Origin of the sequence: Streptomyces sp. NBC_01016 (genome assembly GCF_026341035.1) — a bacterium.
GTDB lineage: Bacteria > Actinomycetota > Actinomycetes > Streptomycetales > Streptomycetaceae > Streptomyces.
The window spans coordinates 4349493-4376346 of sequence record NZ_JAPEOQ010000001.1 but is presented as its reverse complement, the minus strand read 5'-3'; the positions used below and the strand labels follow the sequence as shown (position 1 = coordinate 4376346).

Here is a 26854-nt window from a genome sequence, read left to right as displayed (position 1 = left end):
TCGTCCCGTCACGCGGACGGGGCCGCGCGGTGTGATCACCACGCGGCCCCGTCGACGTCGGAACTGTCTCAGCCCTTGCGGGTCTTGACCTCTTCGGTCAGGGCGGGGACGACGTCGAAGAGGTCGCCGACGACGCCGTAGTCGACGAGGTCGAAGATCGGGGCCTCGGCGTCCTTGTTGATGGCGACGATCGTCTTCGAGGTCTGCATGCCGGCGCGGTGCTGGATCGCACCGGAAATGCCGGAGGCGATGTACAGCTGCGGCGAGACACTCTTGCCGGTCTGGCCGACCTGGTTGGAGTGCGGGTACCAGCCCGCGTCCACCGCGGCGCGCGAGGCACCCACGGCCGCGCCGAGGGAGTCGGCGAGCGCCTCGATGACCGAGAAGTTCTCGGCACCGTTGACACCACGGCCACCGGAGACCACGATCGCGGCCTCCGTCAGGTCCGGACGGCCCGTGGACTCACGCGCGGTGCGCGAGGTCACCTTCGTGCCCGTGGCCTGCTCCGAGAACGACACGTTCAGGGCCTCGACGGCGCCGGCGGCCGCGGCCGGCTCGACGGCGGCGGAGTTGGGCTTGACGGTGATGACCGGCGTGCCCTTCGAGATGGTCGACTTGGTGGTGTACGAGGCGGCGAACACCGACTGCGTCGCCACCGGACCGCCGTCGCCGGCCTCCAGGTCGACGGCGTCGGTGATGATGCCGGACCCGATACGCAGCGCCAGACGCGCGGCGATCTCCTTGCCCTCCGCGGAGGACGGCACCAGCACCGCGGCCGGGGAGACCGCGTCGTAGGCGGCCTGCAGCGCGTCCACCTTCGGCACGACCAGGTAGTCGGCGTACTCGGCGGCCTCGTGGGTGAGCACCTTGACGGCGCCGTGCTCGGCGAGCGCGGCCTGCGTGTCGGCGGCACCGTTGCCGAGGGCGACGGCGACCGGGTCGCCGATGCGGCGGGCCAGCGTCAGCAGCTCCAGGGTGGGCTTGCGGACGGCACCGTCCACGTGGTCGACAAAGACCAGAACTTCAGCCATGGGACTTCAATCTCCTGCAATCACAAAGAACTTGGGCGACTTAACTGGACGGCTGAAGCTCAGATGAACTTCTGGCCCGCGAGGAACTCGGCGAGCTGCTTGCCGCCCTCGCCCTCGTCCTTGACGATCGTGCCCGCGGTGCGCGCCGGACGCTCATCGGCGGACGCGACCTTCGTCCAGGCACCCTCCAGGCCGACTTCCTCGGCCTCGATGTCCAGGTCGGACAGGTCCCACGCCTCGACCGGCTTCTTCTTCGCCGCCATGATCCCCTTGAACGAGGGGTAACGCGCCTCACCGGACTGGTCCGTCACCGACACCACGGCCGGAAGGGACGCCTCGAGCTGCTCGGAGGCGGTGTCACCGTCGCGGCGGCCCGTCACCTTGCCGTCGGCCACGGCGACCTCGGACAGGAGCGTCACCTGCGGCACACCGAGACGCTCGGCGACCAGCGCCGGGACGATGCCCGCGGTGCCGTCGGTGGAGGCCATGCCGGAGACGACCAGGTCGTAGCCGGCCTTCTCGATCGCCTTCGCCAGCACCAGCGAGGTGCCGATCGCGTCCGTGCCGTGCAGGTCGTCGTCCTCGACGTGGATCGCCTTGTCCGCGCCCATCGACAGCGCCTTGCGCAGCGCGTCCTTGGCGTCCTCGGGACCCACGGTCAGGACGGTGATCTCCACGTCGTCGTCGGAGTTCTCCGAGATCTGCAGCGCCTGCTCCACCGCGTACTCGTCGAGTTCCGAGAGCAGACCGTCGACATCGTCACGGTCCAAGGTCAGGTCATCGGCGAAACCCCGGTCGCCCGTGGCGTCCGGCACGTACTTCACGGTGACAACGATCCTCAAGCTCACGCCGGCTCTCCTACTGCAATCGTCTTTATCTGGGCGGCTGTCTTGCTACCAGCTGTACTGGCCACGCCTTTGCTGTACTGCTGCGGCTGAAAACGCCTTCTCGCAGGCAGCATATGCGCCTTGTGCGGACTCTTCCGGTCGGGGCGGCCCGCGCTCCGAACAAAAGGTTACTCGCCAGTACACCCAGCTTACGCCCACTAAGCAAGCGCTTTGAACTGTGACCTTGCCAACGCTGTGTAACCGCGCCGCACAGGAACTTTCAGTCGCGCAGCCCGTTGAAGCGGCCCTGGTGGTACAGCAGCGGACGACCGGCGCCCGCAGGGTCGCCGCAGAGCGCCTCCGCGAGCACGATCTGGTGGTCCCCCGCGGGCACCCGCGCGATGACCTTGCAGACGAGCCAGGCGAGCACGCCGTCGAGGATCGGCACGCCCTGGGGCCCCTCGAACCATCGGGTGGGCCCGCCGAAGCGGTCGGCGCCGCTCTTCGCGAACGTCGCGGCGAGATCGGCCTGGTGCTCGCCGAGTATGTGCACGCCGACGTGCTCGGCCTCGGCGACGGTCGGCCAGCTCGACGAGCCGAGGCCGATGCCGAACGAGACGACGGGAGGCCTCGCGGAGACCGAGGTGAGAGAGGTGGCGGTGAAGCCGACGGGGGCCGCACCGGGCGCGGTGACCACCGCGACGCCTGCCGCGTGCTGTCGGAAGACGGAGCGGAACAGGTCGGGGGTCGCTGCCTGGGCGGTGCGCAGGTCGGGCGTGGCCGTCATGGAGTTGTCCTTCTGGCAGGAGGGTTCGAGCGAGGGTCCGTGGCTGCGTCAGACACGCGGACAGCGGGCGCTCGAACAGCGAGCCAGGTCGACATGGACCCGCTCGACGAGAAGGAGTTCCGAAGGCATACGGTCACCCTGACGATACGTGGCGCGTGCAGTCAAGTGCGTTCCGTCATCTGGGAGATGCGTCACGCGGCGCCCACCGCCCCTCACGCGCGGCGACCATCGGCACGTCAGACCGCTTCGCCCAGCGCCGCGATGACGTCCACCTTGCGCGGCTGTCCCGCCGCCCGGCGCACCTCGCGGCCGCGCGCGTCCAGGACGAGCACGGTCGGGGTCTTGAGGACGCCCACGTCGCGTACGAGGTCGAGGCGTTCCTCCGCGTCGATCTCCACGTGGGAGACGCCGGGCACCATCGCGACGACCTCGTCGAGGACCCGGCGGGTGGCCCTGCAGGGGGCGCAGAACGCGCTGGAGAACTGGACGAGCGTCGCCCGCTCCCCCAGCTCCTCGCCCAACTGCGCGGCGTCCCACGTCTGTTCATCGACCGCCACTCTGCTCCTCCTCCATTCCGCTGCTTTCTGTGCAGCGATTTCCGGACGTTCCCGTATTCCCCGCACGTGACAAGGATCTCGTACGGTGCTGGAACCAGGACTGGCCACCCGGCCGTTGATGGGGCACGATCTGCGCAAGCCGGAAAACCTACGGCCGCGTAACTTACTGAAGGGCCAACCCCCTCCATGGCAGAGCTCGTCTACCCTCCGGTCATCGGCGCCGCCCGCACGATGTTCAAGGCGCTCGACCTGAAGATCGACCTCAAGGGCTCGGAGAACATTCCGCGTACCGGCGGCGCAGTCCTGGTCAGCAACCACATCAGCTACCTGGACTTCATCTTCGACGGCCTGGCGGCCCTGCCGCAGAAGCGTCTCGTCCGCTTCATGGCCAAGGAGTCGGTATTCCGGCACAAGATCTCCGGCCCGCTGATGCGCGGCATGAAGCACATCCCGGTGGACCGCGCCCAAGGTGAGCACGCCTACCAGCACGCGCTGCACTCGCTGCGATCCGGCGAGATCATCGGCGTCTTCCCCGAGGCGACGATCTCCGAGTCGTTCACACTCAAGAGCTTCAAGACGGGCGCCGTGCGCCTGGCCCAGGAGGCCGGCGTTCCGCTGATCCCGATGGCGCTCTGGGGCACGCAGCGACTGTGGACCAAGGGCCGTCCGAAGAACTTCAAGCGGCAGCACATCCCGATCACGGTCCGCGTCGGTGAGGCCATGGAGGCACCGAGCGACCAGTACGCGGGAGCGATCACGCGCCGTCTGCGCACGCGCATGCAGGAGCTGCTCGAGGCCGCGCAGCGCGCCTACCCGGTGCGCCCCAAGGGACCCGACGACACGTGGTGGATGCCGGCGCACCTGGGCGGCACCGCCCCGACCCCGGAAGAGGTCAAGGCCGCCGAGGCCGGCTAGGACCCTTCTGAAGGGTCCTGAGTCACCCCGGGAGCGCGTCCGGAAGGTGCTCCCACAGATACGGACGGTCCGGCGCTCCGCGCAGCGCGTCGAGCACCGCCGGGTGCGGCGCGTCGTGGAGCGCCGGATAGTCCGCCTCCCCGGCCTTCGGGTCGGGTATCCACGCCAACCGCTCCCCGCCCAGGGAGAATTGCGCGTCCACGCCCGGCTTGTTCCCCCGGCAGTCCTGCCGGTGCCACGCACCGCGCAGCCGTACGGCCACGAGGCCGTGCACGCACCAGCCCGTCCCCGCGTCGTGTGACAGCCGCTGGTAGCAGAGCGCGGTCGGGATGTCCTCGGCGCGCAGCAGCGCCGCCAGCGCGTGCGCCTTCGCGTGGCAGATTCCGGTGCCCTTCTCCAGGACGTCCGACGCCCGCCAGGTGACGCGCGGGTCCCCGCTGTCGGCGGAGTGCGGAACGGTGTCCCGTACGAATTCGTAGGCGGCGTGAGCGTATGCATATGAATCGTCGACGCCGCGCGCGAGGCGCGCCGCCGTCTCCCGTACGAGCGGATGATGATGGTCGATGACGTCGTCGGCCGCCAAGTACGCGGACAGGTCGGGGTTCTGCTGGATCAGCTGCATGGCACGCGAGCATAGGAATGCGGCCGACCGTTCGTCAATAGATTTACGGTCGACCGCATACCTATGCGGATTCGGTGGCTAGCGAGCCATCTCCTCCTTGAGGGCCGCCACGAAGGAGTCGATGTCCTCCTCGCGCGTGTCGAAGGCGCACATCCAGCGCACGTCGCCGGCCGCCTCGTCCCAGAAGTAGAAGCGGTACTTCTTCATCAGGCGCTCGGAGACGTCGTGCGGGAGGCGGGCGAACACGCCGTTGGCCTGCACCGGGTAGAGGATCTCGACGCCGTCGACGGCGCGGGCGCCCTCGGCGAGGCGCTGGGCCATCTCGTTCGCGTGCCGGGCGTTGCGCAGCCACAGGTCCTTGGCGAACAGCGCCTCCAACTGCACCGAGATGAAGCGCATCTTGGAGTGCAGCTGCATGGACAGCTTGCGCAGGTGCTTCATGTGGCGCACGCGGTCCTGATTGAGGACGACGACCGCCTCGCCGAACAGTGCGCCGTTCTTGGTGCCGCCGAGCGACAGGATGTCGACGCCGACCGTGTTCGTGAACGTCCGCATGGGGACGTCGAGGGACGCCGCGGCGTTGGATATCCGGGAGCCGTCGAGGTGCACCGTCATGCCGCGCTCGTGGGCGTGCTCGCAGATCGCGCGGATCTCGTCCGGCGTGTAGAGCGTGCCCAGTTCGGTGGACTGCGTGATCGAGACGACCTGCGGCATCGCCCGGTGCTCGTCGTCCCAGCCGTAGGCCTGCTGGTCGATCAGCTCGGGGGTGAGCTTGCCGTCCGGGGTCGGCACGGTGAGCAGCTTCAGGCCGCCCATCCGCTCGGGGGCGCCGCCCTCGTCCACGTGGATGTGCGCGGACTCGGCGCAGATCACCGCGCCCCAGCGGTCGGTGACCGCCTGGAGCGCGACGACGTTGGCGCCCGTGCCGTTGAACACCGGGAACGCCTCGGCGGTCGGGCCGAAGTGGCTGCGGATGATCGTCTGGAGATGGTCCGTGTACTCGTCCCCGCCGTACGCGACCTGGTGCCCGCCGTTGGCGAGGGCGAGCGCCGCCATCACCTCGGGATGGCCTCCCGCGTAGTTGTCGCTGGCGAACCCCTGCGTGCTGGGGTCGTGATGCCGGTGGGCATCGGTCTTCGGAGGGTTCACGGCTTCTCGGTCAGCCACAGACGGGTCCCGTTCAGTTCGGCGGCGGGCCGCTCCCAGACGCCGGTGATGGCCTCGGCCAGCTCCGTGACGTCCGTGAAGCCCGCGAACTTCGCGTTGGGGCGTTCGGCGCGCATCGCGTCGTGCACCAGCGCCTTGACCACCAGGATCGCAGCCGCCTGCTGCGGCCCGGCCTCGCCCCCCGCCTTGCGGAAGGAGTCACCGAGCGCGAGCGTCCACGCCTCGGCGGCGGCCTTGGACGCGGCGTACGCGGCGTTGCCCGCGGTCGGCTTGGAGGCGCCCGCGGCGCTGATCAGCAGGTAGCGGCCGCGGTCGCTGCGGGACAGGCCCTCGTAGAACGCGAGGGACGTGTGCTGCACCGTGCGGATCAGGAGCTTTTCGAGCAGGTCCCAGTCGGCGAGGTCGGTGTCGGCGAAGGTCGCGCCGCCGCGCCAGCCGCCCACCAGGTGCACGAGGCCGTCCACGCGGCCGAAGTCCTTCTCGATGCGTCCCGCCCAGTCACGGGTGGCGTGCAGGTCGAGCAGGTCGACGTTGTCGCCGATGACGGTGGCGCCGCCGTGCGCGTAGCGCGCCTCGTCGACGGCCGCCACCAGGCGCTCGGCGTCCGCGTCGGCCCCGATGACGGTGGCGCCCGCCTCCGCGAGCCGCTTGAGGGTGACCTTGCCGGCCGGTCCGGCCGCTCCGGCCACCGCGATCACCGCACCGTCCAGCGTGTCCCTGGTCCCATGGGTGTCGGTCATGACAGTCGCCTCCTGCTGCTGTTCGCCGTGGCTCACGCGGCCACCTTCTCGGCACGCTCCGCGGTGATCCCCTTCGTAGAAGCGATCACGGTCTTCAGCTTCTTGGAGAGGGCCTCATAAAACATGCTGAGCGGAAACTCGTCGGGAAGCACCTCGTCCACGAGTTTGCGCGGCGGCAGGGACGTGTCCAGGGCGTCGGGACCCTTCGCCCAGGCGGATCCCGGGTGCGGGGACAGATACGTGGACACCAGGTCGTACGCGGCGAACCAGTGCACCAGCTTCGGGCGGTCGATGCCGTCGCGGTACAGCTTCTCGATCTCGCCGCACAGCTGGTTGGTCACCTCGGGGGCGCGCTGCCAGTCGATGTGCAGCTTGTTGTCCGTCCAGCGCACCACGTCGTGCTTGTGCAGGTACGCGAAGAGCAGCTGACCACCGAGACCGTCGTAGTTCTTGACGCGGTCGCCGGTGACCGGGAAGCGGAACATCCGGTCGAAGAGCACGGCGTACTGCACGTCGCGCGCCTGCGGGACGCCGTCGGCCTCCAGCTTCACGGCCTCCTTGAAGGCGGTGAGGTCGCAGCGCAGCTCTTCGAGGCCGTACATCCAGAACGGCTGGCGCTGCTTGATCATGAACGGGTCGAAGGGCAGGTCGCCGTGGCTGTGCGTGCGGTCGTGGACCATGTCCCACAGCACGAACGCCTGCTGGCAGCGGTCCTGGTCGGCGACCATCGCCTCGATGTCCGCGGGCAGTTCGACGCCCAGGATGTCGACGGCGGCCTCGGTGACGCGGCGGAAGCGGGCCGCCTCGCGGTCGCAGAAGATGCCGCCCCAGGAGAAGCGCTCGGGCGCCTCGCGCACGGCGATCGTCTCCGGGAAGAGCACCGCCGAGTTCGTGTCGTACCCGGAGGTGAAGTCCTCGAAGGTGATGCCGCAGAACAGCGGGTTGTCGTATCGGGTCGCCTCCAGCTCGGCGAGCCATTCCGGCCAGACCATGCGCAGCACGACGGCTTCCAGGTTGCGGTCCGGGTTCCCGTTCTGCGTGTACATCGGGAAGACCACGAGGTGCTGGAGGCCGTCCCGGCGCTGCGCGGCGGGCTGGAAGGCGAGCAGCGAGTCCAGGAAGTCCGGGACCGCGAAGCCGCCCTCCGCCCAGCGGCGCAGGTCGCGCACGAGCGCCTCGTGGTACGCCGCGTCGTGCGGCAGCAGCGGGGCGAGCTCCTCGACCGCGGCCATGACACGGCCCACGATCCGCTCGGCGTCGGCCTTCGCCGGGGCGCCTTCGGCCTCGAAGTCGATCGACCCGTCCTTGCTCTGCAGGGGCCTGAACTCCTCCACGGCGTCCTTGAGCAAGGGCCAGGCCGGGTGATCCACCACCCTGGGTCCGACCACCTGGACCGGAGAATCCGCCCCCTCCGCGCCAGCCTGCACAAGAATTTCCGTCATGTCCCAACCTCCACGGGAGAACCTCGCGTAAGAACACCGTATGCACGCGAGGTTCCCGACCACAAGGGGGGTCTCGGGAAATTATCCTGCGTTACCCCCTTGATCACCGCTGTTTTTCCTGTGACGGGCGGTAACCGCAATCACCTCTGCCGCGCCGGCCAAGGCCTGCCGGGAGTCCTCGAGGAGTTCGGGGAACCCGAAGAAGCCGTGGAACATCTGCGGGAAATGGCTCTCCGTGACCGCGACGCCCGCGTCCCGCAGCGCCTTGCCGTACGCCCGGCCCTCGTCGCACAGCGGGTCGCAGCCGGCGGTGACGATGTGCGCGGCGGGCAGCCCGGCGAGGTCCTGCGCGAGGAGCGGCGATACGCGGGGGTCGGCGGGGTCCCCGTCCGCGCCCAGGTACTGCTCGCGGAACCAGCCGCAGTGGGCGGCGGTGAGGAAGTAGCCCTCGGCGTTGGCGTCAAAGGAGCCGGACTTCTGGCGGGCGTCGGTGGCCGGGTAGACGAGGACCTGGCGCGCGATGTCGGGGCCGCCCTCGTCGCGCGCGATCTGCGCGACGACCGCGGCGAGATTTCCGCCCGCACTGTCGCCCGCCACGGTCAACGCCCCTGGATCGGCCCCCAGTTCGGGCGCATGGTCGGCGACCCAGCACACGGCGGCGTACGCGTCCTCGACGGCGGCGGGGAACGGGGCCTCGGGCGCGAGCCGGTAGTCGACCGATACGACGACGGCGCCCGCGTCCCTGCACAGGGCGCGGGCGGTGTGGTCGTGGCTGTCGAGGTCGCAGATGACCCAGCCGCCGCCGTGGAAGAAGACGACGACGGGGCGGGATCCCGGCGCAGCGTCCTGCTCCGGCTCCGCGTCCGGTTCCGGCAGGTACACGCGCACGGGTATCGCGGGCGCACCAGGCGGCCCGGGTATCTCCCGGTCCTCGACGGCCCCCACCACGGGCGCGGGGAACGGCGACTCGGGTGCGGCGGCGAGGATCCTGCGGGCCTCGACGGCATCGGTGACGGCTCCCCCGAGGTCGGGGAACGCGGCGGCGATGGCATCGACGAGGGGCCGCGCCTCGGGGGCGAGGCGGTCGACCGGGTCGGGGGTCATGGGCGGCTCCTGGGTCGGTGTGACGGCTGTGACGGTGCGGGCTGGCGGCGGTGCGGGGTAGCGGCTGTGACGGTGATTGCGGTGCGGGGTGGCGGACGGATCCCTGCCCAGCGGCGGGCGTCACTCACCGACTTCCCCACGGAAGTGCGGGATCACCTTCTCGCCCCACTGCCGCAGCGTCTCCATGCACGCCTCCTGCGGCACCGTGCCCATCTGGATCAGGCACATGATCTCGTCGGCGCCCGCGTCACGGAGGCGCTCGACGTAGGCGATGGCGTCGTCGGCGGTGCCGTACGCGTGGTCGGCGTTGAAGGTGGCCGTGGCGGTGGGGCGGACGGGGATGTGGTGCTCGTGGAGCCGGGCGACCACCTGCTCGGCGGCCCTGCGCATCTCCTCCGCCTCGTCCGCGCCCTCCACGACGGCCTCGTCGGGGATGCCCGCGCCGCCGTACCAGTGCCCGATGGACTGCGCGAAGAAGCGCTGGCCGCGGATGCCGATGCTGCGGGCCGTCTCCCGGTCGTCGAGCACGATCGTCGGACAGAGCACGGAGAAGTGGTCGTTGACGACCGAGGAGACGAGGCGCTCGGGGGTGCGGGCCGCGACCGCCGCGTCGTAGGCGCCGCGCATGTCGGCGATCGCCTCCGGGCCCGCGAAGCCCATCACCAGGGCGCCGACGCCGAGTTCGGCGGCCTGGCGCAGCGTCTCCGTACGACTGCACGCGAGGAACAGCGGCGGATGCGGGGTCTGTGCGGGGCGGGGCAGGATCGGGTGCGGGTCGATGTCGAGGAGCGGGCCGTGGTGCTCCAGCTCGTCCTTCTCCCACGCCTTCCCGATGATCCGCAGCGCCTCCTCGACCTCCTGCGTGGTCCGCTCCTTGTCGACCCCGCACAGCGACGTCTCCTGCGTGGTGCCGCCGCGCCCCGCGCCGAGGTCGAGCCGGCCACCGGACAACAGGTCGAGCATCGCGGCACGTTCGGCCACGCGCGCGGGGTGGTTGAAGTTGAACGGCATGCACACCACGCCGTGCCCGACGCGGATGCGGGAGGTGCGCGCCGCGACCCAGGTCAGGAAGATCTCCGGCGCGGACATGTGGGCGTACCACTTGAGGGAGTGGTGCTCGACCGCCCAGATCCGGTCGAAGCCCATCTCCTCGGCGAACACGGCCTGTTCGACGCTGTCGCGCAGCAGTTGGTGCTCGCGTTCGACGGTGGGGTCGGCGAGCTGGGCCTCGAAGATGACGCTGAACTTCACGGTGCCTCCCGAGCGGTCGGTGCTGTCGATGCCGTGGATGCGGCGTGCTCCATGCACTCCATGTGCTCCATATGACTAATAGCTATATGACGACCCGTCAGAGAAAGGAAGGGGCACGACGCTCCGCACGGGCGGTGCTGGCACGCCCTACGCTTCCCCGGTAACCCCCTAGCCCCAGGAGCCACCCGTGTTCGACCCCGCGCCCGCGCCTTCGTACCCGTACGAGGAGATCCCCGAGCCGCACCCGCTGCTCGCGCCCGTCCTCGGCCTCCTCGGCAGCTGGCACGGCCGAGGGCGGGGCGAATACCCCACCCTGGACGGCGACTTCACGTACGCGCAGGAGGTCACGTTCAGCCACGACGGCAGGCCGTTTCTGCGGTACGAGGCGCGGGCCTGGCTGATCGACGCCGATGACGCGCCCGTGCGGCCCGCGGCGCGGGAGAGCGGCTGGTGGCGGATTCAGCCCGAGGGGCGCGTAGAGGCGCTGATCACGCAACCCACCGGGATCGCGGAGATCATGGTCGGCGCCGCCGCCGACGGCACGGTCGAGCTCGCCACGCACACCGTGGGCCTCACGCCGACCGCCAAGCACGTCGACGCGACGGGGCGCCGCTACGCGCTCACCGACGACGACACCCTCACGTTCACCCACGACCTCGCGGCCGTCGGCCAACCCCTCCAGCACCATCTTTCGGCCCAGCTGCGCCGGAAGTAGCTCTTGCGCCCGTGACCTCCGCTGACTTCAATGCGGAGCCATGCCGACCTCTCCGCTGCCACCGACCGCCTGGGCCGTGCTCGGACTGCTGTCCTTCCCGCCCGGCGAGCGGACCGGGTACGAGCTGAAGAAGTGGGCGGACGCGTCGCTGCGCTTCTTCTACGGCTCCCCCGCCTTCAGCCAGATCTACGCCGAGCTGCGCAGGCTGGAGCGGCTCGGCTACGCCACGTCAAGGCGCTCGGGCCCGGAGGAGCCGCGCACCAAGCGCACGTACGCCATCACGCGCGCGGGCAGGGACGCGCTCGCCGCGTGGGCGGCCGACGACCGGGACCCGGCCGCCGTGTCGCTGCGGCACCCGGTGCTGCTGCGCGTATGGCTGGGGCATCTCGCCGCCCCGGGACGGTTGCGCACGCTCGTCGAGGAGCATGTGGCGCGCGTCGAGGGCGAGTTGAAGGAGGTGCGGGACGCGGCCGCGCGGGCGGAGGGCGTGGAGGCGTGGGCGCACCCGCAGATCGCGCTGCGCTGGAGCGAGCGGCACCTCGCGGCCGAAGTCGAGCTCGCGCAGGGCATGTTGGCGGACCTGGACGCGCTGCCCGCCGCCCCCGAAGTCAACGCCGACGGAGACGCGCCCACCACCGGGTGAGCGGACTCGCGCGGAGAGTGACCTGCCCGGTAGGACGGTCGGCACCCCCTGCCCGTACCGTCCGGAGGCGCATCCGCCGTGAGTACCCGTGCCATCCTCGTCGCCGCCGTGATCACTGGACTGATCCTCGGTGTGGTGGGCACCAGAACCCACGACTCCGGTCCTTCTCGCAGGCACGGTTCCCTGACGCAGACGGCCCGTTAGTGTACGAGTCTGTCGCGTCCGCGCGGCAGCACAGAGCCGCAGTCGACGGAGGCGAGACGACCTTGAACTTCCTCACCATCGGGCATCGCGGAGCCATGGGTCTCGAACCCGAGAACACCCTGAGGTCCTTCGTCGCCGCCGAGCGCGGGGGACTCGACATAATCGAACTCGACCTGCACCTGAGCAAGGACGGCGCGCTCGTCGTCATGCACGACGCCGACGTCGACCGGACCACGGACGGCCACGGGCCGATCGCCGAGAAGACCCTCGCCGAGATCCGCGGCCTCGACGCCGGGCGCGGCGAGCGCGTGCCGGTCTTCGAGGAGGTGCTCGACGCGGTCGGTACCCCGTTGCAGGCGGAGATCAAGGACACGGCGGCGGCGCGGGCGCTCGCCGATGTGATGCTGCGCCGCGATCTGGTGCACCGGGTCGAGGTGATCTCGTTCCACGACGAGGCGATCGCCGAGATCGCCCGGCTCGTGCCGGGCGTGCGCACGGCGCTCGTCGCCAGCCGCTACGGCACCGGAGTCGTCGAGCGGGCCGTCACGGCGGGGGCCACGACGCTGGTGCTCAACATCCGGCGGCTCACGCAGGAGATCGTCGAGCACGCCCGCAAGGCCGATCTGCGGATCATCGGCTGGGTCGTGAACACCCAGGACGATCTGCGGCTCGTGCGGGCGCTCGGCCTCGACGGCGCGACCACGGACTACCCGGAGATCAAGCGCACGGGCCGCTTCACCGCGTGACCTTTGCGCCTACGCGAGCGGCTTGACGAGCAGTTCGAACTTGAGGTCGTCGCGCTGCGGGATGCCGAAGCGCTCGTCGCCGTACGGGAAGGGGCTGAACCGTCCCGTACGGCGGTAGCCGCGGCGCTCGTACCAGGCGATGAGCTCCTCGCGGGCGTCGATCACCGTCATGTGCATCTCGCTGACGCCCCACGTCTCGGCCGCCCTGCGCTCGGCCTCCGTGATGATCGTCTTGCCGAGGCCCGCGCCCTGCTGGGCGGGGCTGACCGCGAACATGCCGAAGTAGGCGTGCTCCCCGCGGTGCTCCAGCTGGCAGCAGGCGACGACCGCGCCGTCCCGCTCCACCGTGAGCAGCCGGCTGTCGGGGTCCTCGATGACATCGAGGACGCCCTGCGGGTCGGTCCGCTGCCCCTCAAGGATGTCCGCCTCCGTGGTCCACCCGGTCCGGCTGGAGTCGCCTCGGTAGGCCGACTCAATGAGGGCGACGAGCACGTCGACGTCCTCGGGCCGGGCGTCACGGAAGACGAGGTCGACGGTGGTCATGAGAGGGCCTCCAGATTGAGGGACGGCGAGTGTGCGGGCGCCGAATGTGCGGGCGCCGTCGAGGTTAACGCGAGCGGACTACGCTGCGTCGGCATGGTTCACGTACTGAGCAGCAGGGTTCTGATCCGGCCGACCGATCCCGAGCGGTCGCGGGCGTTCTACGGGGAGGCGCTGGGCCTCGCGGTGTACCGGGAGTTCGGCACCGGGCCCGAGCGGGGCACCGTGTACTTCCTCGGCGGCGGTTTCCTGGAGGTGGCGGGCCGTTCCGCGGAGCCTCCGGTGCCGAGCCTCAAGCTGTGGATGCAGGTGGCCGACGTGCACGCGGCGCACGAGGAGCTGGCCGGGCAGGGCGTCACGGTGGTCCGGGAGCCGGTCAAGGAGCCGTGGGGCCTCATCGAAATGTGGATCACGGATCCGGACGGCCACGAGATCGTCCTCGTCGAGGTGCCGCAGGAGCACCCGATCCGGTACCGGCCGGGGATCTGAGCCGCCCTGGGCGCCCTCCCCTCGCCCGAACGGCCTAGGCCGCCGAGCCCCGCCCAGGGGGTCGTCCGGGGGCGGTGGGGCGCGGGTCGGGTGTCTCGTACGGTTCCCGCGAACGCGTGCGGTGAACCGGTCGGGGGCAGAGGATGGCGTGAGTTCGGGATTCGGGTGTGCCGAATCCGGATACGCAGGGATCGACGACGCCCACCGGTCCTACGCAGCCCACCCCAGGAGAGATCCGACATGACCACTCCGCGGAACACCAGCGCTTCCCGTACGTCGTCCGTCCCCCGGATCCTGATCATCGGCGCGGGATTCGCCGGGATGGAGTGCGCGCACAAGCTGGAGAAGGAGCTCAAGCCCGGCGAGGCGGTGCTGCGGCTCATCAGCCCCACCGCGCACCAGCTGTACCTGCCACTGCTTCCGCACGTGGCCTCCGGCGTACTCACCCCGCAGTCCGTGGCGGTGCCGCTGCGCAGGATGCTGCGGCGCACCCAGATCGTGCCGGGCGGCGCGATCGGCGTGGACCCGCAGGCGAAGGCCGTCGTCGTGCGGAAGATAAACGGCGAGGTCAGTGTCGAGCACTACGACTACCTGGTGCTCACGCCGGGCAGCGTGACGCGCCAGTTCGACATCCCGGGTCTGGACAAGTACGCGGTGGGCGTGAAGACGCTCGCCGAGGCGGCCTGGATCCGCGACCACGTGATCACGCAGCTGGACCTGGCGGCGGCCAGCTCCGACCCCGCCGAGCGCGAGGCGCGGCTCCAGTTCGTGGTGGTCGGCGGCGGCTACGCGGGCACGGAGACGGCCGCGTATCTGCAGCGGCTCACGACCGCCGCGGTCAAGCGCTATCCCGGGCTCGACCCGGCGCTCATCAAGTGGCACCTGGTCGATGTGGCGCCCAAGCTCATGCCGGAGCTGGGCGATCGGCTCGGCGACAAGGCGATGGACATCCTTGAGCGGCGTGGGCTGCACGTCTCGCTCGGGGTGTCGGTGGCGAGCGTCACCGAGGACACGGTGACGCTCACGGACGGGCGCGAGCTGCCCTGCCACACGCTGATCTGGACGGCCGGCGTCGCGCCCAGCCCGCTCGTGGCGACCCTCGGTTCGGAGACCAACCGCGGCCGCCTCGTGGTGTCGCCCGAGCTGACCGTGCCCGGGCTCGACGGGGTGTTCGCGCTCGGCGACGCGGCAGCGGTCCCGGACCTCGTCAAGGGCGGCGACGCGATGTGCCCGCCGACCGCGCAGCACGCGATGCGGCAGGGCTGGGCGGCGGCCCGCAACATCCTCGCCTCGGTGCGCGGCAACCCGCTGGTGCCCTACCGCCACAAGGACCTCGGTCTCGTCGTCGACCTGGGCGGCATCCAGGCCGTGTCGAAGCCGCTGGGCATCCAGCTGACCGGGCTCCCGGCCCAGGTCGTGGCGCGCGGCTACCACATCGGCGCGCTGCGCACCCTGACGGCCCGGTTCCGTACGGCGGCCAACTGGGCCCTCAACGCGGTCGCCGGCGACGACTTCGTCCGCACCGGCTTCCAGCGGCACCGTCCCGCGACGCTCAGGGACTTCGAGATGACCGACGCGTACCTCTCCGCCGAGGAGCTGCAAGAGGTGATCGCGGCGCGGGTCGACGGCCGCTCCATGTCCCCCGAGAAGCCGGAGCTCCCGATCACCTGACGCCACCGGGGCGCACGGCCCCACCCGTCGCCACGTGGGCAGCCCCGGTCTCGGGGCTGCCCACGTTTTCACGGGGGAGATCGTCATGGGTGCCATCGTGTTCGGCTTGGCCATCTGCGCGACGCGGCGGCAGTCGAGGGGCGCGTCGTCACCACCTCAATGCCCCACGGCGACATGGGCGACGGGTCCAGCGACGACAGCAGCAGCTCGACGTACGCCGTGTGGGCAGTCCAACTCCCGTACCCGGTCGGCACGTTCATGGTGCAGCGCACCGGGATGCTGCGGCGCGCGTTCGGGGCGGGCGACGATGCGGGTATCGGGCACCCGGCGTTCGACGAGCGGTTCACCGTGCGGACGCTTCAACCGTCCGTCGCCGCCGCCGCGTTGAACGGGCCGCTCGCCGAGTTCCTGCTCAATGATCCGCGGGCCGCGAAGTATCCGCTGCGGTTCACCGACACGGAACTGATCAGCTGGGACAAGGACGAGCAGTCGCCGCGGGAGATCGAGCCGGCGCTGGAGTTTCTGAGCGACGTCGCCGATCTGGTGGCTGCTCAGCAGCCCGTCGGTGACGGGCAGTTGGGGCAGCGGGTCGGCGTCGGTGCCGCGGGGCCCGCGTGGGGCCCGCCGGGTGCCGGTGACGCCGCGACCTCAGGCGGCGCCGCGTCCGCGTGACGCCGGACGCCGGACGGCGGCAAGCGCAGGTTCACGGTCACCTACAGCGGACACCCGCTCGGCCCCGACGGGGGCCTGGGCACCAGGTCCTGGAACGGACAGGCCGGCTGGAAGGAGTTCCAGCGCGTGACGAACGCCGGGGCCGCGGCGCTGGATCCGGGCCCGCACAACGAGGACTTCGGCATCGCCGCCGTGGGTGTGCTCGGCGGGATCGCGGCAGGTCTTGCCGTGTTGCTGGGCGCGGCGCACTGAGGACCGCATCGGGTGCGGGCGTGGGGCCGGTGGCACCAGGCCCCACGTCCGCACCGCCGCCTCACTCCCCCGCGGCGCGCAGCTCCTCGTACTCCTCGCGGGACAGCGGCTTCGCGCCCGGGGTGCCGAGTCGGTCGAGCGGGATGCGGTACGTCTCCGGGGACTTCCACGTCGCGATCGAGGCGACGACGGTGATGACGAGGCAGAGCGTGCCGATGGTGAGCGGCACGTTCGAGGAGCCGGGCGGCGCCACCAGCGTGAAGATCGTCGGCAGGAAGGCGACGATCGCCAGGCCGATGTTCTGCGCCAGCGCGAACCCGGTGACGCGGCGGGCCGCCGGGAACAGCTCCTGGAAGAAGCAGGCGAACGTCGCGTTCCAGGACTGGTAGGCGACGCCCCAGGAGAGCACCGCGAGCGCGAAGGTCAGCGGCACGTTGTTGGCGCCGACCGCCCACAGGTACGGGTAGCAGAGCAGGCCCGCCAGCAGGCCACCCCCGATCATGATGGGGCGGCGGCCGAACCGGTCGGAGAGGTGGCCGAATACCGGGACGACGAACATGCCCGCCACGTTCGCGGCGATCTGGATCCAGAGGTAGACGCTCGTGCTCATGCCGACGCCGTAGCCGGACTGCGTCGCGTAGGCGCCGCCGAACACCGAGACCGTGACACCGATGACGTTGACGAGCGTCATGCACACCGCGCGGAGGATCTCGCGCCAGTTCTCCCGGAACGCCTCGACGAGCGGCACCTTGTGCGCCTCGGGGCCGGTCTCCTGCTGCTCCTCGAAGGTCCTGGTCTCCTCGACGCGTCGCCGGATCAGGAAGCCGGCGATGACGACCACGGCGCTGAGCACGAACGGGACGCGCCAGCCCCAGGACTTGAAGGCCTCGTCGGACAGCAGCATCGACATGGGCAGGAAGATCGCGGCACCGAGGATCTGCCCGGCGACGGTCCCGTGCAGGGCGAAGCTCGCGAGGAAGCCGCGCCTGCCGTGCGGAGCGTGCTCGATGATCATCGCGCTCGCCCCGCTCAACTCCCCCGCCACGGCGAAGCCCTGCACGAGGCGGACGAGGGTGAGGAGGATCGGGGCGATGATGCCGACCTGGCTGTAGGTGGGCAGCAGCGCCACCACGAACGTGGAGACGCCCATCAGGAGCATGGCCAGGACCAGGACGTTCTTGCGGCCCTTCTTGTCTCCCCAGTGGCCGAGCACCGCGGCGCCGATGGGGCGCGCGACGTAGCCCACGGCGTAGGTGCCCAGGGACGCGAGTACGGCGATCGTCGCGTTGCCCTCCGGGAAGAAGATCCCCGGGAAGACGAGCGCCGCCGCCTGGGCGTAGATGAACCAGTCGTAGTACTCGAGGGCACTGCCGATCCAGCCGCTGGCCGCGGCCTTCCTCGACATCGCCCGCCCGGTGGCGGGCGCGTCCGCGGTACGCGACTCCTTTGACGCGGTCACGCTCATGGCTCTCCTAGGTGTGATCCGGCCACCGCACGACGTAGAAAGCGCTTGCACGGCGTACCTCCGCAGCCGTTTTTGAAACGCTCCATTGATGGCGGCTCGCCCGCGGCGGCGACGCTGCTGGAGGCGGGGCTCGCGGCACCCGCACTCGGCAGCGGCAGACGGTCGCACCCGACGACCGTGACCCGCAGGCGGGTCCCATACGAACCCGCCGCGGACGCACCTGTCAATGGATTCCGGCGGCTTTCCCGACGTGGAGGGGCAAATGGCTGAGTCGTTTCAAAAACGTCGCACGAAACCGTTCAAGCCGCGCCGGCGATCGAGGCGCGGGGGTCGGGGCCGAGCCCCGCGGTCGAACCCCTGGACCCCTTGTCCGGACCCACGCCCGCCGCTTAGGGTCGGCCGCAACGGAAAGCGCTTTCCCCCGATAGCTCTCCGCGAGGAACCCGCATGCCAAGCCCTTCCCGCCAGGGATCCCGTCTGCGTGCCGCCGTCGTCGGCACGGGCGCGATCGTCACCGGTAGCCACCTGCCCGCCCTCACCTCCCTGCGCGACCGCGTCGACCTCGTCGCCGCCGTCGACGTGGACCAGGACCGACTCGACGGATTCCGCGCCCAGGCCGCCGAGGCCGGGTTCGCGGACGTCTCCGTGCACACCGACCTGACCGCGATGCTCGAAGAGGCGAGGCCCGATCTCGTCCTCATCGGCACCCCGCCGGTGTTCCACCGCGAACAGACCGTCGCGGCGCTCAAGTCCGGCGCCTGGGTGCTGTGCGAGAAGCCGCTCACCCTCTCCCTCGCCGAGTACGACGAGATCGCCGCAGCCGAGGAGGCCAGCGGCGCCTACGCGTCCGTCGTCTTCCAGCACCGCTACGGCTCGGGCGCCGTGCACGCCCGCTCGCTGCTCACCGAGGGCACGCTCGGCCGCCCGCTCGTCGCCCACTGCCAGACGACCTGGTACCGCAACACCGCCTACTACGAGGTGCCTTGGCGCGGTAAGTGGGCCAGCGAGGGCGGCGGCCCCGTGATGGGCCACGGCATCCACCAGTACGACCTGATGCTGCACCTGCTCGGCGAGTGGACCGAGATCCGGGCGATGGCGGCCCGCCTCGTGCACGACACGGAGAGCGAGGACGTGTCGACCGCGCTCGTCCGCTTCAAGGACGGCGCCCTCGGTACGGTCGTCAACTCCGTGCTCTCGCCCGACGAGACGAGCCGCATCCGCATCGACTGCGAGAAGGCCACCGTCGAGCTGACCCACCTGTACGGGCACGGCAACGACGACTGGCGCTACACCCCGGCCCCCGGCGCCGAGCAGCCGCCCGCTCCCACCGCCGACGTACCCAGCTCGCACACCGCGCAGCTGACGGCGCTGCTCGACGCGTACGACGCCGGCACCCGCCCGCCCGGCAGCGGCCAAAGCGCCCGCAGCACGCTGGAGTTCGCCGCCGCGCTGTACAAGTCGGCGTTCACCGGTGCCACGGTCGCGGCCGGCGAGATCGGCCCCGGCGACCCGTTCTACGCCGCGATGCACGGAGACCACCCGGATTGGAGCCCGAAGCAGTGAGCAGCGCCGAGAATTCGCTCAAGGTCATTCACACCCACGGCGACCGCGTCGTGGTGCGCTCCGCCGCGACCGGTACGGACCTCTTCTCCTACGTCTACAAGCCGGACCCGGACGCCTTCGAGGCCCGCAAGCCGTACGTGCATCCGCTGCGCACCCTGTCCGGCAACCTGGTCTCGGGCTACCGGCCCAACGACCACCGCTGGCACAAGGGCCTGCAGATGACGGCCAGCCACCTCTCCGGGCAGAACTTCTGGGGCGGCAACTGCTATGTCCACGGCGAGGGTTACCTCCCGCTGCCCGACCGCATCGGGTCGATGCGGCACGACGGCTTCGACGCCGTCGAGGCCGGTGCCGACGAGCTGAACCTCACCGAGCGCCTGACCTGGATCGAGAACGGCGGCGACGAGTGGGCCCGCGAGAAGCGCGGGGTGCGTGTTCACTCGGTGGACCCGGAGTCCGGCTCGTACGCCATCGATTGGTCGATCGAGCTGACGAACACCCGCGCCGACGGCGAGGCCCTGCGCTTCGGCTCGCCGACCACGGCGGGGCGCGAGATGGCCGGATACACGGGGCTTCAGTGGCGCGGGCCGCGCGACTTCACGGGCGGCAAGGTCTTCGGGCCCGAAGAGCCTGCGGACGCCGCCGGGTCCGTCGCGACGTATGACGCGCCCGGCGCGCTGATGGGCACGCAGGGGCCGTGGCTCGCCTTCACCGCCGCGCACGACGACGTGGACGCCCACTCGACGCTGATGTTCGAGCACGCTCCGGAGAACCTCGACGAGCAGGCCGCGATCCACGCCTCGCACTGGTTCGTACGCGCGGAGCCGATTCCGACGGTCGCGTTCTCCTGGGCCTTCTTCGAGGAGTTCGCCCTGCCCGCCGGTGAGTCGTTCCGCTACCGGTACCGGATCGTGGTCGCCGACGGTGCCTGGGACAAGGAGCGGGTCGCCGCCCGCCTGAAGGAGCTCCCGTGGTGAGCCCGGACACCTCGGGCCTCGACCGGCCGCTGCCCGGCGGGATCGGCCTGTCCCACATCTCCGCGTACGACTGGCAGGCGGCGGACGGTGTCTGCGGCGGCAGCCCGCACCTGCACCTGGTGTGCACGGAGGCGTACGTCGTGACGGGCGGGCGCGGCGCGGTGCAGACGCTGAGCCCGGACGGCTACCGGGACACGCCCCTCGAAGCCGGTTCGCTCGCGTGGTTCGAGCCGGGCACGGTGCACCGCATGGTGCAGGGCGAGGATCTGCGAATCACCGTCCTGATGCAGAACAGCGGGCTGCCGGAGGCGGGCGACGCGGTGTTCACGTTCCCGCCGGAGTACCTGGCGGATCCGGAGAAGTACGCGGCCGCGGCGGCCCTGCCCGCCCCGGCGGGCCCCGAGGCGGAGGCGGCCGCGCGGCGCCGCCGGGACCTCGCGGTCGAGGGTTATCTGCCGCTGCGCGAGGCCCTGGAGGCGGGTGACGCGGAGCCGCTGCGCGCGTTCCAGCGGGCGGCGGCCGCCCTGGTCCGCCCGCGCGTGGCCGCGTGGCGCGAGCTGTGGCGCACCGGCGCCCTGGCCGCGGCGGAACGGACCGGGGCCCAGCTCGACGCCCTGGAGAAGGGCGATGCGGACGCCTACCTGTCCGCGTCGACCACGCACACGTCCACGCCGACACGCCACGGCGGCCTGGGCATGTGCGGCCGGCGCGAGGAGTACGGCATCGAGGGGGCGACGGTGCCGCGCTGAGGGCGCCGCACGTATGCGAAGGGCCGTCGGTGGGACACGCATCCCCCGACGGCCCTGGGTGTGCCCTGGGCGTGCCCTGGACGGCTCTAGTGGGGACCGCTCCCCAGCCGCCCCTCCAGCTGGAGCAGCAACTCCCCCAGCAGTCCGCTGAGTTGCGCGTCCTTGCCCTCGCCCAGACCCGAAAGGACCGCCCCCTCGTACGCGAGTTGACTCGGCAGGATCTCGTCGACGAGGGTCCGGCCCTCCTCCGTCAGGCTGAGGTGGGAGACGCGGCGGTCGCGGGTGTCGCCGCGGCGGGAGATGAGGCCGCGTTCCTGGAGCTGCTTGAGGCGCTTGGTGACGGCGGCGCCGGAGGCGAAGGTCTCGCGGGCGAGGTCGCCGGGGGTGAGTTCGCGGCCGGTCCTGCGCAAGGTGCCGAGCAGGTCGAACTCGGCCCTGGTCAGGCCCGCGTGCCGCAGCGGTGCGTCCTCGGCCTGCTGGAGCAGCGCGGCGCACCGGTTGATGCGCCCGATGATCTCCATGGGGCCGGTGTCGATGTCGGGGTGCACGGCCTGCCACTGCCGTACGACCGACGACACGATGTCGAGCGGCCCCGTTGCCGCCGCGCCTTGCTGCGTGCTCATTCCTGCCTGACCGGACCTTCCTCATGGGCCGAACGTTGTGCGTCCGCCACTATCCGCTACTGCTGGGCGCCCGCACCACTCGGGGAGGCGGCGACGCCCGCTTCTGCCGCCTGCCGGCGCACCGTGGCCGCGAGCGTACGGTGCCCGGACTGTTCGGCGGCGAGCACCCGCTCCTCGGGCAGGGCGCGCTGCCACCACTCGCCGGCCGCGGTGTCGGCGGCGGCGCGCAGTTCGACGAGTGCGGCGGTGAGGCCGCGGCGGGCCGTCTCCAGCGCGGCGTGGCCGGGCGTGGGCAGCGCGAGGGTGCGTTCGACGGTTTCGCGGGCGGTGTCGCTCGCGGCGAGCGCCTGCTCGATGCCGTCCGTGGCGCGCCGGTTGGTGACGGCGATGGCCGCGACGACGCCGAGCACGGCACCGACGAGGGTGTCGAGGAGACGGTCGCCGATCAAAGCGCCGGGCTCCTGGTAGCGGGCGAACTCGGTGACCAGCAGCGCCATCGGCGTGACGCACAGGCTGCCCAGCCAGTAGTTGCGGGTGATGAGCGCTTCCGCCCCGAAGGCGCAGGCGAGGCAGCACAGCACGAGGGCGAGCCGGCTGGCGTGCGCGAGCGGGACGACGGCGGCGAAGACGAGGACACCGGCGATGTTGCCGACGACGCGCTGGATGCCGCGGTTCCAGGACAGCGTGAGGTTGGCCTGGTAGATCGACGCGGCGGTGACGAGGGCCCAGTAGGGGCGGCCGACACCGAGGGCCAGCGAACCGTATCCGGCGAGGGCGCAGCCGACGAACGTACGCAGAACGATGGGCAGCACCGGGGAGCCGGGGCCGATCCGCCGCCACAGCGAGGGCTTGCCGCCCGCGAGCTCGGCTTCGATGCCGAGGAGTTCGTCGTCCATCCCGGCGATGCGCGCGGGCCGCGGCACCGAGCCCGCGCCTCGCAGGCCGCCCGCCCAGGCGCGCAATTGGTCCGCGTCGGCGTCGCCGGGTGCCGCGATGGCGACCTCGGCGCGCAGCACGAGCCGCTCAAGGGCGCGCCGGGCCTCCGTGCGCGCCCCGGTGGCGAGCAGCGACTGCCACGCGGCGTGCACGGCCGCGGCCGCCGCGCCACGGGCGGGCGCGTGCTCGGGCCGCTCGACGTACGCGGCGGCGGCGTTCAGCGCGCGGGCGGTGGCGCGGCGCTCGGGCCCGTGGGGCCGGACGAGGGCGGGGGCCATGCCGACGATCCAGGACACGGCGCCGGCGGCGAGCGTCAGCGCGAGGTGGCCCGGCACCTGCCCGAGCTGCTGCGGCGCGAACAGGGTCGCGGAGCTGATGAACGTGAAGATGAGGTGTCCCGGCGGGCCGATCCGGGTGGCGTCGCACAGGCCCTTCTGCGCGGCGGCGAGCAGCGCGCCGATGGCGACGAGGACGGCCGCGGACGAGGTGAGCGAGGCGGAGACCATCGCGACCCCGACGCTCGCGAGCATGCCGACGACCACCCACGCGAGGGCACGCGCGCGTGCCGCGTACGGGAGGTTGTGGGCGTACAGGGCGCACAGGCTGCCCGCCATCGTGTACATGGCCAGGTCGAGCCGGCCGAGGGCGAGCAGCGCCATGTTCGGTATCGCGGTGGCGACGACCACGCTGGTCGCGGGCTTGAGCCAGACGTCCGACGGCTTGTTGAGGCGCAGCACTCCGGCGAGCGGGAGGCGATGGACGGCGGGGGTGCGAGGTGACGGTGGTGTGCTGCTCATAAGGAAACCTTAGCAGGTGTTTTACCTGTAAATGATTCGACGTGATCGGCCCCACAGGGGCGCGCACCCCACCCGCGCGACCACCCGTGCTCCCCTGCGCCGCCATACGCCCCCGCCCGCCCGGGCATCTCCTGGACGGGACACCGACGACGAGACGTGACGACGAGACGGACAAGATGGGGGACCCGGTGCACGGACCGCTCTCGGCCGCCTGGCTGCTGGTCGCGCTGTGCGCGGCGACCGGCGCGTACTGCCTGCTGCGCCTGCGCAGCGACGTCGAGGAGCAGCGCCGCACGGCCGGCGGCGAGGCCCTGATGGGATTCGGGATGGCACTGATGGCCGTCCCCGCGGCGGTGCTCACGCCGCCGCACTGGGCGTGGCTGCTGTACGCGACCGTGTTCGGGGCCGCCGCGCTCCGCGCCCTCTGGGCCTCCCGGACGGGCACCCATCACCTGCACCACTTGGTGGGCACGTTCGCCATGGCGTACATGGCGGTGGCGATGGCCGTCCGCCCGGAGGCGCACGCGCACCACGGCGGCGCGGGCGCCCCGGCCCTCACGGGCGCGCTCTTCCTCTACTTCACGGCCTACGTCCTGTGGTCGGGCGCCCGCCTCGTTCCCGCCACAACGACCGCGACGGCCGCGGCGGGAACGCTGGCCGCCGGCTGGGGCGACCGCCCGGAACTGGCGCAGGCGTGCCGGCTCTCGATGGGGATCGGCATGCTCGCCATGCTGCTGACGATGTAGCGCGTCGATCAACGAAACCGTGGCGTGCGTCACTTGACGCCCCAGGCCATACCCGTGGGTAGCGCTCGCCTCATAGGGTGACGGCCATGACGGTCCCCGTAGCACTGTTGCTGCTCGGCGCCCTTGCCGCCCTGGTCGCGCCGAGGTTGCTCGCGCGCGCGGACTGGACGGAGCGGGAGCCGATCGTCGCGCTGTGGGCGTGGCAGTGCGTGGTGGCGGGCGTACTCCTGTGCTGCGCCCTGTCGATGACGTTGAGCGCGGCGGCCGCCTGGGGCGCCGTGCGCGGCCATGTGTTCGCGGCCGCGCCGCACGGGGTCGTGGACGCGTACGCGCTGCGCGCGGCGGGACCGTGGGCGGCGACCGTCGCCGTGACGCTCGCCCTGGGCGGGGCGTGGACGGCGGCGATGCTGGTGCGCGAGGTGCGCGGCGCGCGGGCGAGGCGGCGCGCGAGGCGGGCCGAACTCCTGGAGCGCGCACCGCTGTTGCCGGGCGAGGAGCCGGGTCCCGACCGCCTCGTCATCCTGGAGGGCAAGCGCCCCGACGCCTGGTGGATGTCGGGCACGACGCCCCAACTCATCATCACCACCGCGGCGTTGCAGCGCCTGAAGGGGCGTCAACTGGACGCGGTGCTCGCGCACGAGATGGGTCACGCGCGGTGGCGGCACGACTGGCTGCTGCACTGCTCGGGCGCGCTGGCCTCCGGTTTTCCGCAGGTTCCGGTGTTCGCCTCGTTCCGGGACGAGATGCACCGGCTCGTGGAGCTGGCGGCGGACGACGTCGCCTCGCGCCGCTTCGGGCGCATGAGCATCGCGCTCGCGCTGGTCGAACTCAACGAGGACCGCGGCGTGTTCGGCCCCTGCCCGACGCCGCACGCGCAGGTCCCGCAGCGCGTGCACCGGCTGCTCGCGCCGCCCTCGCGCCTGACGCCCGCGCGCCGGCTGCGCCTCACGGCGGCCGCGGCGCTGGTCCCGCTGGTCCCCCTCCTGGTCACGTTCGTCCCCGCCCTGCGAGCGTTGGGATAGCGAGACAGCGGGACAGCGGCATAGCGGCATAGCGGGACCGCACCACGCCGATCCGTCCACCGGGATGGCCCGCGCGGCACCCGATGGGCGAGGATCTTTCCCATGCACCCGGTACGGCCCGACTCACCGCCCCGACGCCCCCGACCCGTCCTCGCGCTCACCACCGCACTGGCCCTGTCCTGTGTCCTGCTGCTCGTTCTGGTGGCGATGCGGTGGAGCCCGCTGATGCGCCTCGACCGGGACATCGTCCGCTCGCTGCACGGCCGGGCCCTCGCCGAACCGGGCGTCACGCAGGTCAACCGCGTGCTGACCGACTGGGTGTGGGACCCCTGGACCATGCGGCTCCTGTGCGCGGTGATCGTGCTGGTCCTCGTCTGGCGCTTGCGGGGCTGGCTGCTCGCGGGCTGGGTGGCGGCCACCTGCCTGGTCGGCTCGCTGCTGCAACAGGGCCTGAAGGCGGCCGTCGACCGGCCGCGCCCGGTGTGGCGCGATCCGGTGGACTCGGCGCACTACGCGGCGTTCCCTTCCGGACACGCGATGACGGCGACCGTGGTGTGCGCGCTCGTCCTGTGGCTGCTGCGGCGGTACGGGGCCGGGCGCACGCTGTGGCGCAGCGCGCTCGCGCTCGCCGTGGTGTCGGTGCTCGGCGTCGGACTGACCCGCCTGTGGCTGGGGGTGCACTGGCCGTCGGACGTGCTGGCCGGCTGGCTGCTCGGGGCGCTGACGGTGACGCTGTCCACGGCGGCGTACGGCAAGTGGGTGGCGCCCAACGCCCGTGCCTGACCCGTGCGTTCCTTGACCGGCGCGTTCGATGCGCCGGAGGATCGACGGCATGACGATCAAAGCCGTGCTGTTCGACTTCTCCGGGACGCTCTTCCGCATCGAATCCACCGAATCCTGGCTGCACGCCGTGCTCGACAAGAGCGAACTCACGCTGCCGGAAGCGGAGTTCACGCGTGCGGCCGAGGGCCTGGAGGCCGCGGGGGCGCTGCCGGGCGGCAGCACAGATCCGGTGAACGTCCCCGAGCACCTCATCGAGCTCATCGCCGTCCGCGACGTGGACGCCTCGCGGCACCGCGCCGCGTACACGAGCCTGGCCCGCCAGGTGCCGCTGCCCGACGAGCGGCTCTACGACGCCCTGTACGACCGGCACATGACGCCCGCCGCCTGGCAGCCCTACCCGGACGCCCGCGAGGTGCTCGCCGGACTGCGCGAACGCGGCGTACCGGTGGCCGTGATCACCAACATCGGCTGGGATCCGCGCCCGGTCTTCGCCGGTCACGGCCTCGACGGGTTCGTCGACGCGTACGTCCTGTCGTACCGGCACGGCGTCACGAAACCGCATCCGCGGCTGTTCGCGGCGGCCTGCGAGGAGTTGGGCGTGGCGCCCGGTGACGCGCTGATGGTGGGCGACGACCGGCGCGCGGACGGCGGGGCCGCGGAGCTGGGCTGCGCGGTGCACTTCGTGGACCATCTGCCGACCGGGGACCGACCGGACGGGCTGCGGCCGGTGCTCGGCCTGATCTGAGCCGCCTGCTACCGGAGCGGCCGCCCCTGACACGGCGGCACCTGACGCCCCCGCACATGACCCAGCCGTATTC

30 protein-coding genes are annotated in these 26854 nt (G+C 71.5%); 16 read left to right on the top strand and 14 right to left on the bottom strand.

The annotated features are described in order from the left end of the window. Window positions 1–68: 68 nt before the first annotated feature. The 4 genes from OG746_RS19575 to OG746_RS19560 all read right to left on the bottom strand — a co-directional run bounded on the left by OG746_RS19575 (window position 69) and on the right by OG746_RS19560 (window position 3202). Window positions 69–1031, bottom strand: a complete 963-nt coding sequence (locus tag OG746_RS19575; protein WP_266716205.1) for an electron transfer flavoprotein subunit alpha/FixB family protein — start codon at window positions 1029–1031, stop codon at window positions 69–71. Window positions 1032–1090: 59 nt separating this feature from the next. Further along, a complete protein-coding gene (locus tag OG746_RS19570) occupies window positions 1091–1879 on the bottom strand; it encodes an electron transfer flavoprotein subunit beta/FixA family protein (protein WP_266716203.1) in 789 nt (262 codons plus the stop codon). A 259-nt stretch (window positions 1880–2138) separates the two neighbouring features. Further along, complete coding sequence (locus OG746_RS19565) at window positions 2139–2645, bottom strand: flavin reductase family protein (RefSeq protein ID WP_266716201.1); 507 nt, start codon at window positions 2643–2645, stop codon at window positions 2139–2141. Between the two features lie 236 nt (window positions 2646–2881). Further along, window positions 2882–3202, bottom strand: a complete 321-nt coding sequence (locus OG746_RS19560; RefSeq protein WP_266716199.1) for a TlpA family protein disulfide reductase — start codon at window positions 3200–3202, stop codon at window positions 2882–2884. Window positions 3203–3388: 186 nt separating this feature from the next. Between OG746_RS19560 and OG746_RS19555 the strand changes: the two genes are divergently transcribed. After that, entirely contained in the window at window positions 3389–4117 is a 729-nt protein-coding gene (locus tag OG746_RS19555; protein WP_266716197.1) for a lysophospholipid acyltransferase family protein, read from the top strand. 22 nt (window positions 4118–4139) lie between these two features. Here OG746_RS19555 and OG746_RS19550 read toward each other — a convergent pair whose 3' ends face one another. The 6 genes from OG746_RS19550 to OG746_RS19525 all read right to left on the bottom strand — a co-directional run bounded on the left by OG746_RS19550 (window position 4140) and on the right by OG746_RS19525 (window position 10443). Further along, on the bottom strand, window positions 4140–4739 hold the full coding sequence (locus OG746_RS19550) for a transglutaminase domain-containing protein (protein ID WP_266716195.1): 600 nt from the start codon (window positions 4737–4739) through the stop codon (window positions 4140–4142). A 78-nt stretch (window positions 4740–4817) separates the two neighbouring features. Next, window positions 4818–5888: a threonine aldolase family protein gene (locus OG746_RS19545; protein ID WP_266716193.1), complete on the bottom strand. Its 1071-nt coding sequence runs from the start codon at window positions 5886–5888 to the stop codon at window positions 4818–4820. Beyond that, window positions 5885–6646, bottom strand: coding sequence for an SDR family NAD(P)-dependent oxidoreductase (locus OG746_RS19540; protein WP_266716191.1), 762 nt, complete (start codon window positions 6644–6646; stop codon window positions 5885–5887). Before OG746_RS19540 ends, OG746_RS19545 begins: the two co-directional genes overlap by 4 nt. 32 nt (window positions 6647–6678) lie before the next feature. After that, window positions 6679–8088, bottom strand: coding sequence for a DUF6421 family protein (locus tag OG746_RS19535; RefSeq protein ID WP_266716189.1), 1410 nt, complete (start codon window positions 8086–8088; stop codon window positions 6679–6681). Window positions 8089–8169: 81 nt separating this feature from the next. Next, a complete protein-coding gene (gene lipP1 / locus OG746_RS19530; RefSeq protein ID WP_266716187.1) occupies window positions 8170–9192 on the bottom strand; it encodes a LipP1 family hormone-sensitive lipase in 1023 nt (340 codons plus the stop codon). Between the two features lie 120 nt (window positions 9193–9312). Then, entirely contained in the window at window positions 9313–10443 is a 1131-nt protein-coding gene (locus OG746_RS19525; protein ID WP_266719083.1) for an LLM class flavin-dependent oxidoreductase, read from the bottom strand. 187 nt (window positions 10444–10630) lie between these two features. On the opposite strand from OG746_RS19525, the gene OG746_RS19520 reads away from it, so the two are divergent. The 4 genes from OG746_RS19520 (at window position 10631) to OG746_RS19505 (ending at window position 12751) form a co-directional block, all read left to right on the top strand. Beyond that, window positions 10631–11158 (top strand): nitrobindin family protein, encoded by a 528-nt coding sequence (locus OG746_RS19520; RefSeq protein ID WP_266716185.1) that lies wholly within the window; start codon window positions 10631–10633, stop codon window positions 11156–11158. Between the two features lie 40 nt (window positions 11159–11198). Continuing rightward, window positions 11199–11801, top strand: coding sequence for a PadR family transcriptional regulator (locus tag OG746_RS19515; protein ID WP_266716183.1), 603 nt, complete (start codon window positions 11199–11201; stop codon window positions 11799–11801). A gap of 78 nt (window positions 11802–11879) precedes the next feature. Then, a complete protein-coding gene (locus tag OG746_RS19510; protein ID WP_266716181.1) occupies window positions 11880–12005 on the top strand; it encodes a hypothetical protein in 126 nt (41 codons plus the stop codon). Between the two features lie 62 nt (window positions 12006–12067). Then, on the top strand, window positions 12068–12751 hold the full coding sequence (locus OG746_RS19505) for a glycerophosphodiester phosphodiesterase (protein ID WP_266716179.1): 684 nt from the start codon (window positions 12068–12070) through the stop codon (window positions 12749–12751). 9 nt (window positions 12752–12760) lie between these two features. Here OG746_RS19505 and OG746_RS19500 read toward each other — a convergent pair whose 3' ends face one another. After that, window positions 12761–13294, bottom strand: a complete 534-nt coding sequence (locus tag OG746_RS19500) for a GNAT family N-acetyltransferase (RefSeq protein ID WP_266716177.1) — start codon at window positions 13292–13294, stop codon at window positions 12761–12763. A gap of 93 nt (window positions 13295–13387) precedes the next feature. Here OG746_RS19500 and OG746_RS19495 point away from each other — a divergent pair, with 93 nt between their 5' ends. The 4 genes from OG746_RS19495 (at window position 13388) to OG746_RS19480 (ending at window position 16375) form a co-directional block, all read left to right on the top strand. Further along, complete coding sequence (locus OG746_RS19495) at window positions 13388–13780, top strand: VOC family protein (RefSeq protein ID WP_266716175.1); 393 nt, start codon at window positions 13388–13390, stop codon at window positions 13778–13780. A 240-nt stretch (window positions 13781–14020) separates the two neighbouring features. Beyond that, window positions 14021–15451: an NAD(P)/FAD-dependent oxidoreductase gene (locus OG746_RS19490; protein WP_266716173.1), complete on the top strand. Its 1431-nt coding sequence runs from the start codon at window positions 14021–14023 to the stop codon at window positions 15449–15451. Between the two features lie 159 nt (window positions 15452–15610). Next, the gene (locus OG746_RS19485) at window positions 15611–16123 is read left to right on the top strand and encodes a hypothetical protein (protein ID WP_266716171.1); all 513 of its coding nucleotides are present in this window, start codon (window positions 15611–15613) and stop codon (window positions 16121–16123) included. A 126-nt stretch (window positions 16124–16249) separates the two neighbouring features. Next, the gene (locus OG746_RS19480; protein ID WP_266716169.1) at window positions 16250–16375 is read left to right on the top strand and encodes a hypothetical protein; all 126 of its coding nucleotides are present in this window, start codon (window positions 16250–16252) and stop codon (window positions 16373–16375) included. A 61-nt stretch (window positions 16376–16436) separates the two neighbouring features. Here OG746_RS19480 and OG746_RS19475 read toward each other — a convergent pair whose 3' ends face one another. Beyond that, window positions 16437–17840: an MFS transporter gene (locus OG746_RS19475; protein WP_266716167.1), complete on the bottom strand. Its 1404-nt coding sequence runs from the start codon at window positions 17838–17840 to the stop codon at window positions 16437–16439. Between the two features lie 447 nt (window positions 17841–18287). Between OG746_RS19475 and OG746_RS19470 the strand changes: the two genes are divergently transcribed. From OG746_RS19470 to OG746_RS19460, 3 genes are read left to right on the top strand one after another with little or no spacing between them, the layout of a single operon-like run. Further along, window positions 18288–19403 (top strand): Gfo/Idh/MocA family protein, encoded by a 1116-nt coding sequence (locus tag OG746_RS19470; RefSeq protein WP_266716165.1) that lies wholly within the window; start codon window positions 18288–18290, stop codon window positions 19401–19403. Further along, entirely contained in the window at window positions 19400–20380 is a 981-nt protein-coding gene (locus OG746_RS19465; protein ID WP_266716164.1) for a DUF6807 domain-containing protein, read from the top strand. Before OG746_RS19470 ends, OG746_RS19465 begins: the two co-directional genes overlap by 4 nt. Further along, window positions 20374–21129: a cupin domain-containing protein gene (locus OG746_RS19460; protein WP_524540432.1), complete on the top strand. Its 756-nt coding sequence runs from the start codon at window positions 20374–20376 to the stop codon at window positions 21127–21129. The genes OG746_RS19465 and OG746_RS19460 overlap by 7 nt, the downstream gene beginning before the upstream one ends. An 86-nt stretch (window positions 21130–21215) precedes the next feature. Here the strand turns inward: OG746_RS19460 and OG746_RS19455 are convergent, their stop codons facing one another. Together OG746_RS19455 and OG746_RS19450 are read right to left on the bottom strand one after the other, a co-directional pair. Next, on the bottom strand, window positions 21216–21752 hold the full coding sequence (locus tag OG746_RS19455) for a MarR family winged helix-turn-helix transcriptional regulator (RefSeq protein WP_266716162.1): 537 nt from the start codon (window positions 21750–21752) through the stop codon (window positions 21216–21218). A 56-nt stretch (window positions 21753–21808) separates the two neighbouring features. Then, window positions 21809–23485: an FUSC family protein gene (locus OG746_RS19450; RefSeq protein ID WP_266716161.1), complete on the bottom strand. Its 1677-nt coding sequence runs from the start codon at window positions 23483–23485 to the stop codon at window positions 21809–21811. A 188-nt stretch (window positions 23486–23673) separates the two neighbouring features. On the opposite strand from OG746_RS19450, the gene OG746_RS19445 reads away from it, so the two are divergent. From OG746_RS19445 to OG746_RS19430, 4 genes are all read left to right on the top strand, one after another. Then, a complete protein-coding gene (locus OG746_RS19445) occupies window positions 23674–24231 on the top strand; it encodes a DUF5134 domain-containing protein (protein WP_266719082.1) in 558 nt (185 codons plus the stop codon). 86 nt (window positions 24232–24317) lie between these two features. After that, on the top strand, window positions 24318–25253 hold the full coding sequence (locus tag OG746_RS19440; RefSeq protein WP_266716159.1) for a M56 family metallopeptidase: 936 nt from the start codon (window positions 24318–24320) through the stop codon (window positions 25251–25253). 102 nt (window positions 25254–25355) lie between these two features. Then, window positions 25356–26036 carry a phosphatase PAP2 family protein gene (locus OG746_RS19435; RefSeq protein WP_266716157.1) on the top strand — a complete coding sequence of 227 codons (681 nt, stop codon included), beginning with the start codon at window positions 25356–25358 and terminating at the stop codon, window positions 26034–26036. A 49-nt stretch (window positions 26037–26085) separates the two neighbouring features. Then, on the top strand, window positions 26086–26781 hold the full coding sequence (locus tag OG746_RS19430) for an HAD family hydrolase (RefSeq protein ID WP_266716155.1): 696 nt from the start codon (window positions 26086–26088) through the stop codon (window positions 26779–26781). Window positions 26782–26854: the final 73 nt, after the last annotated feature.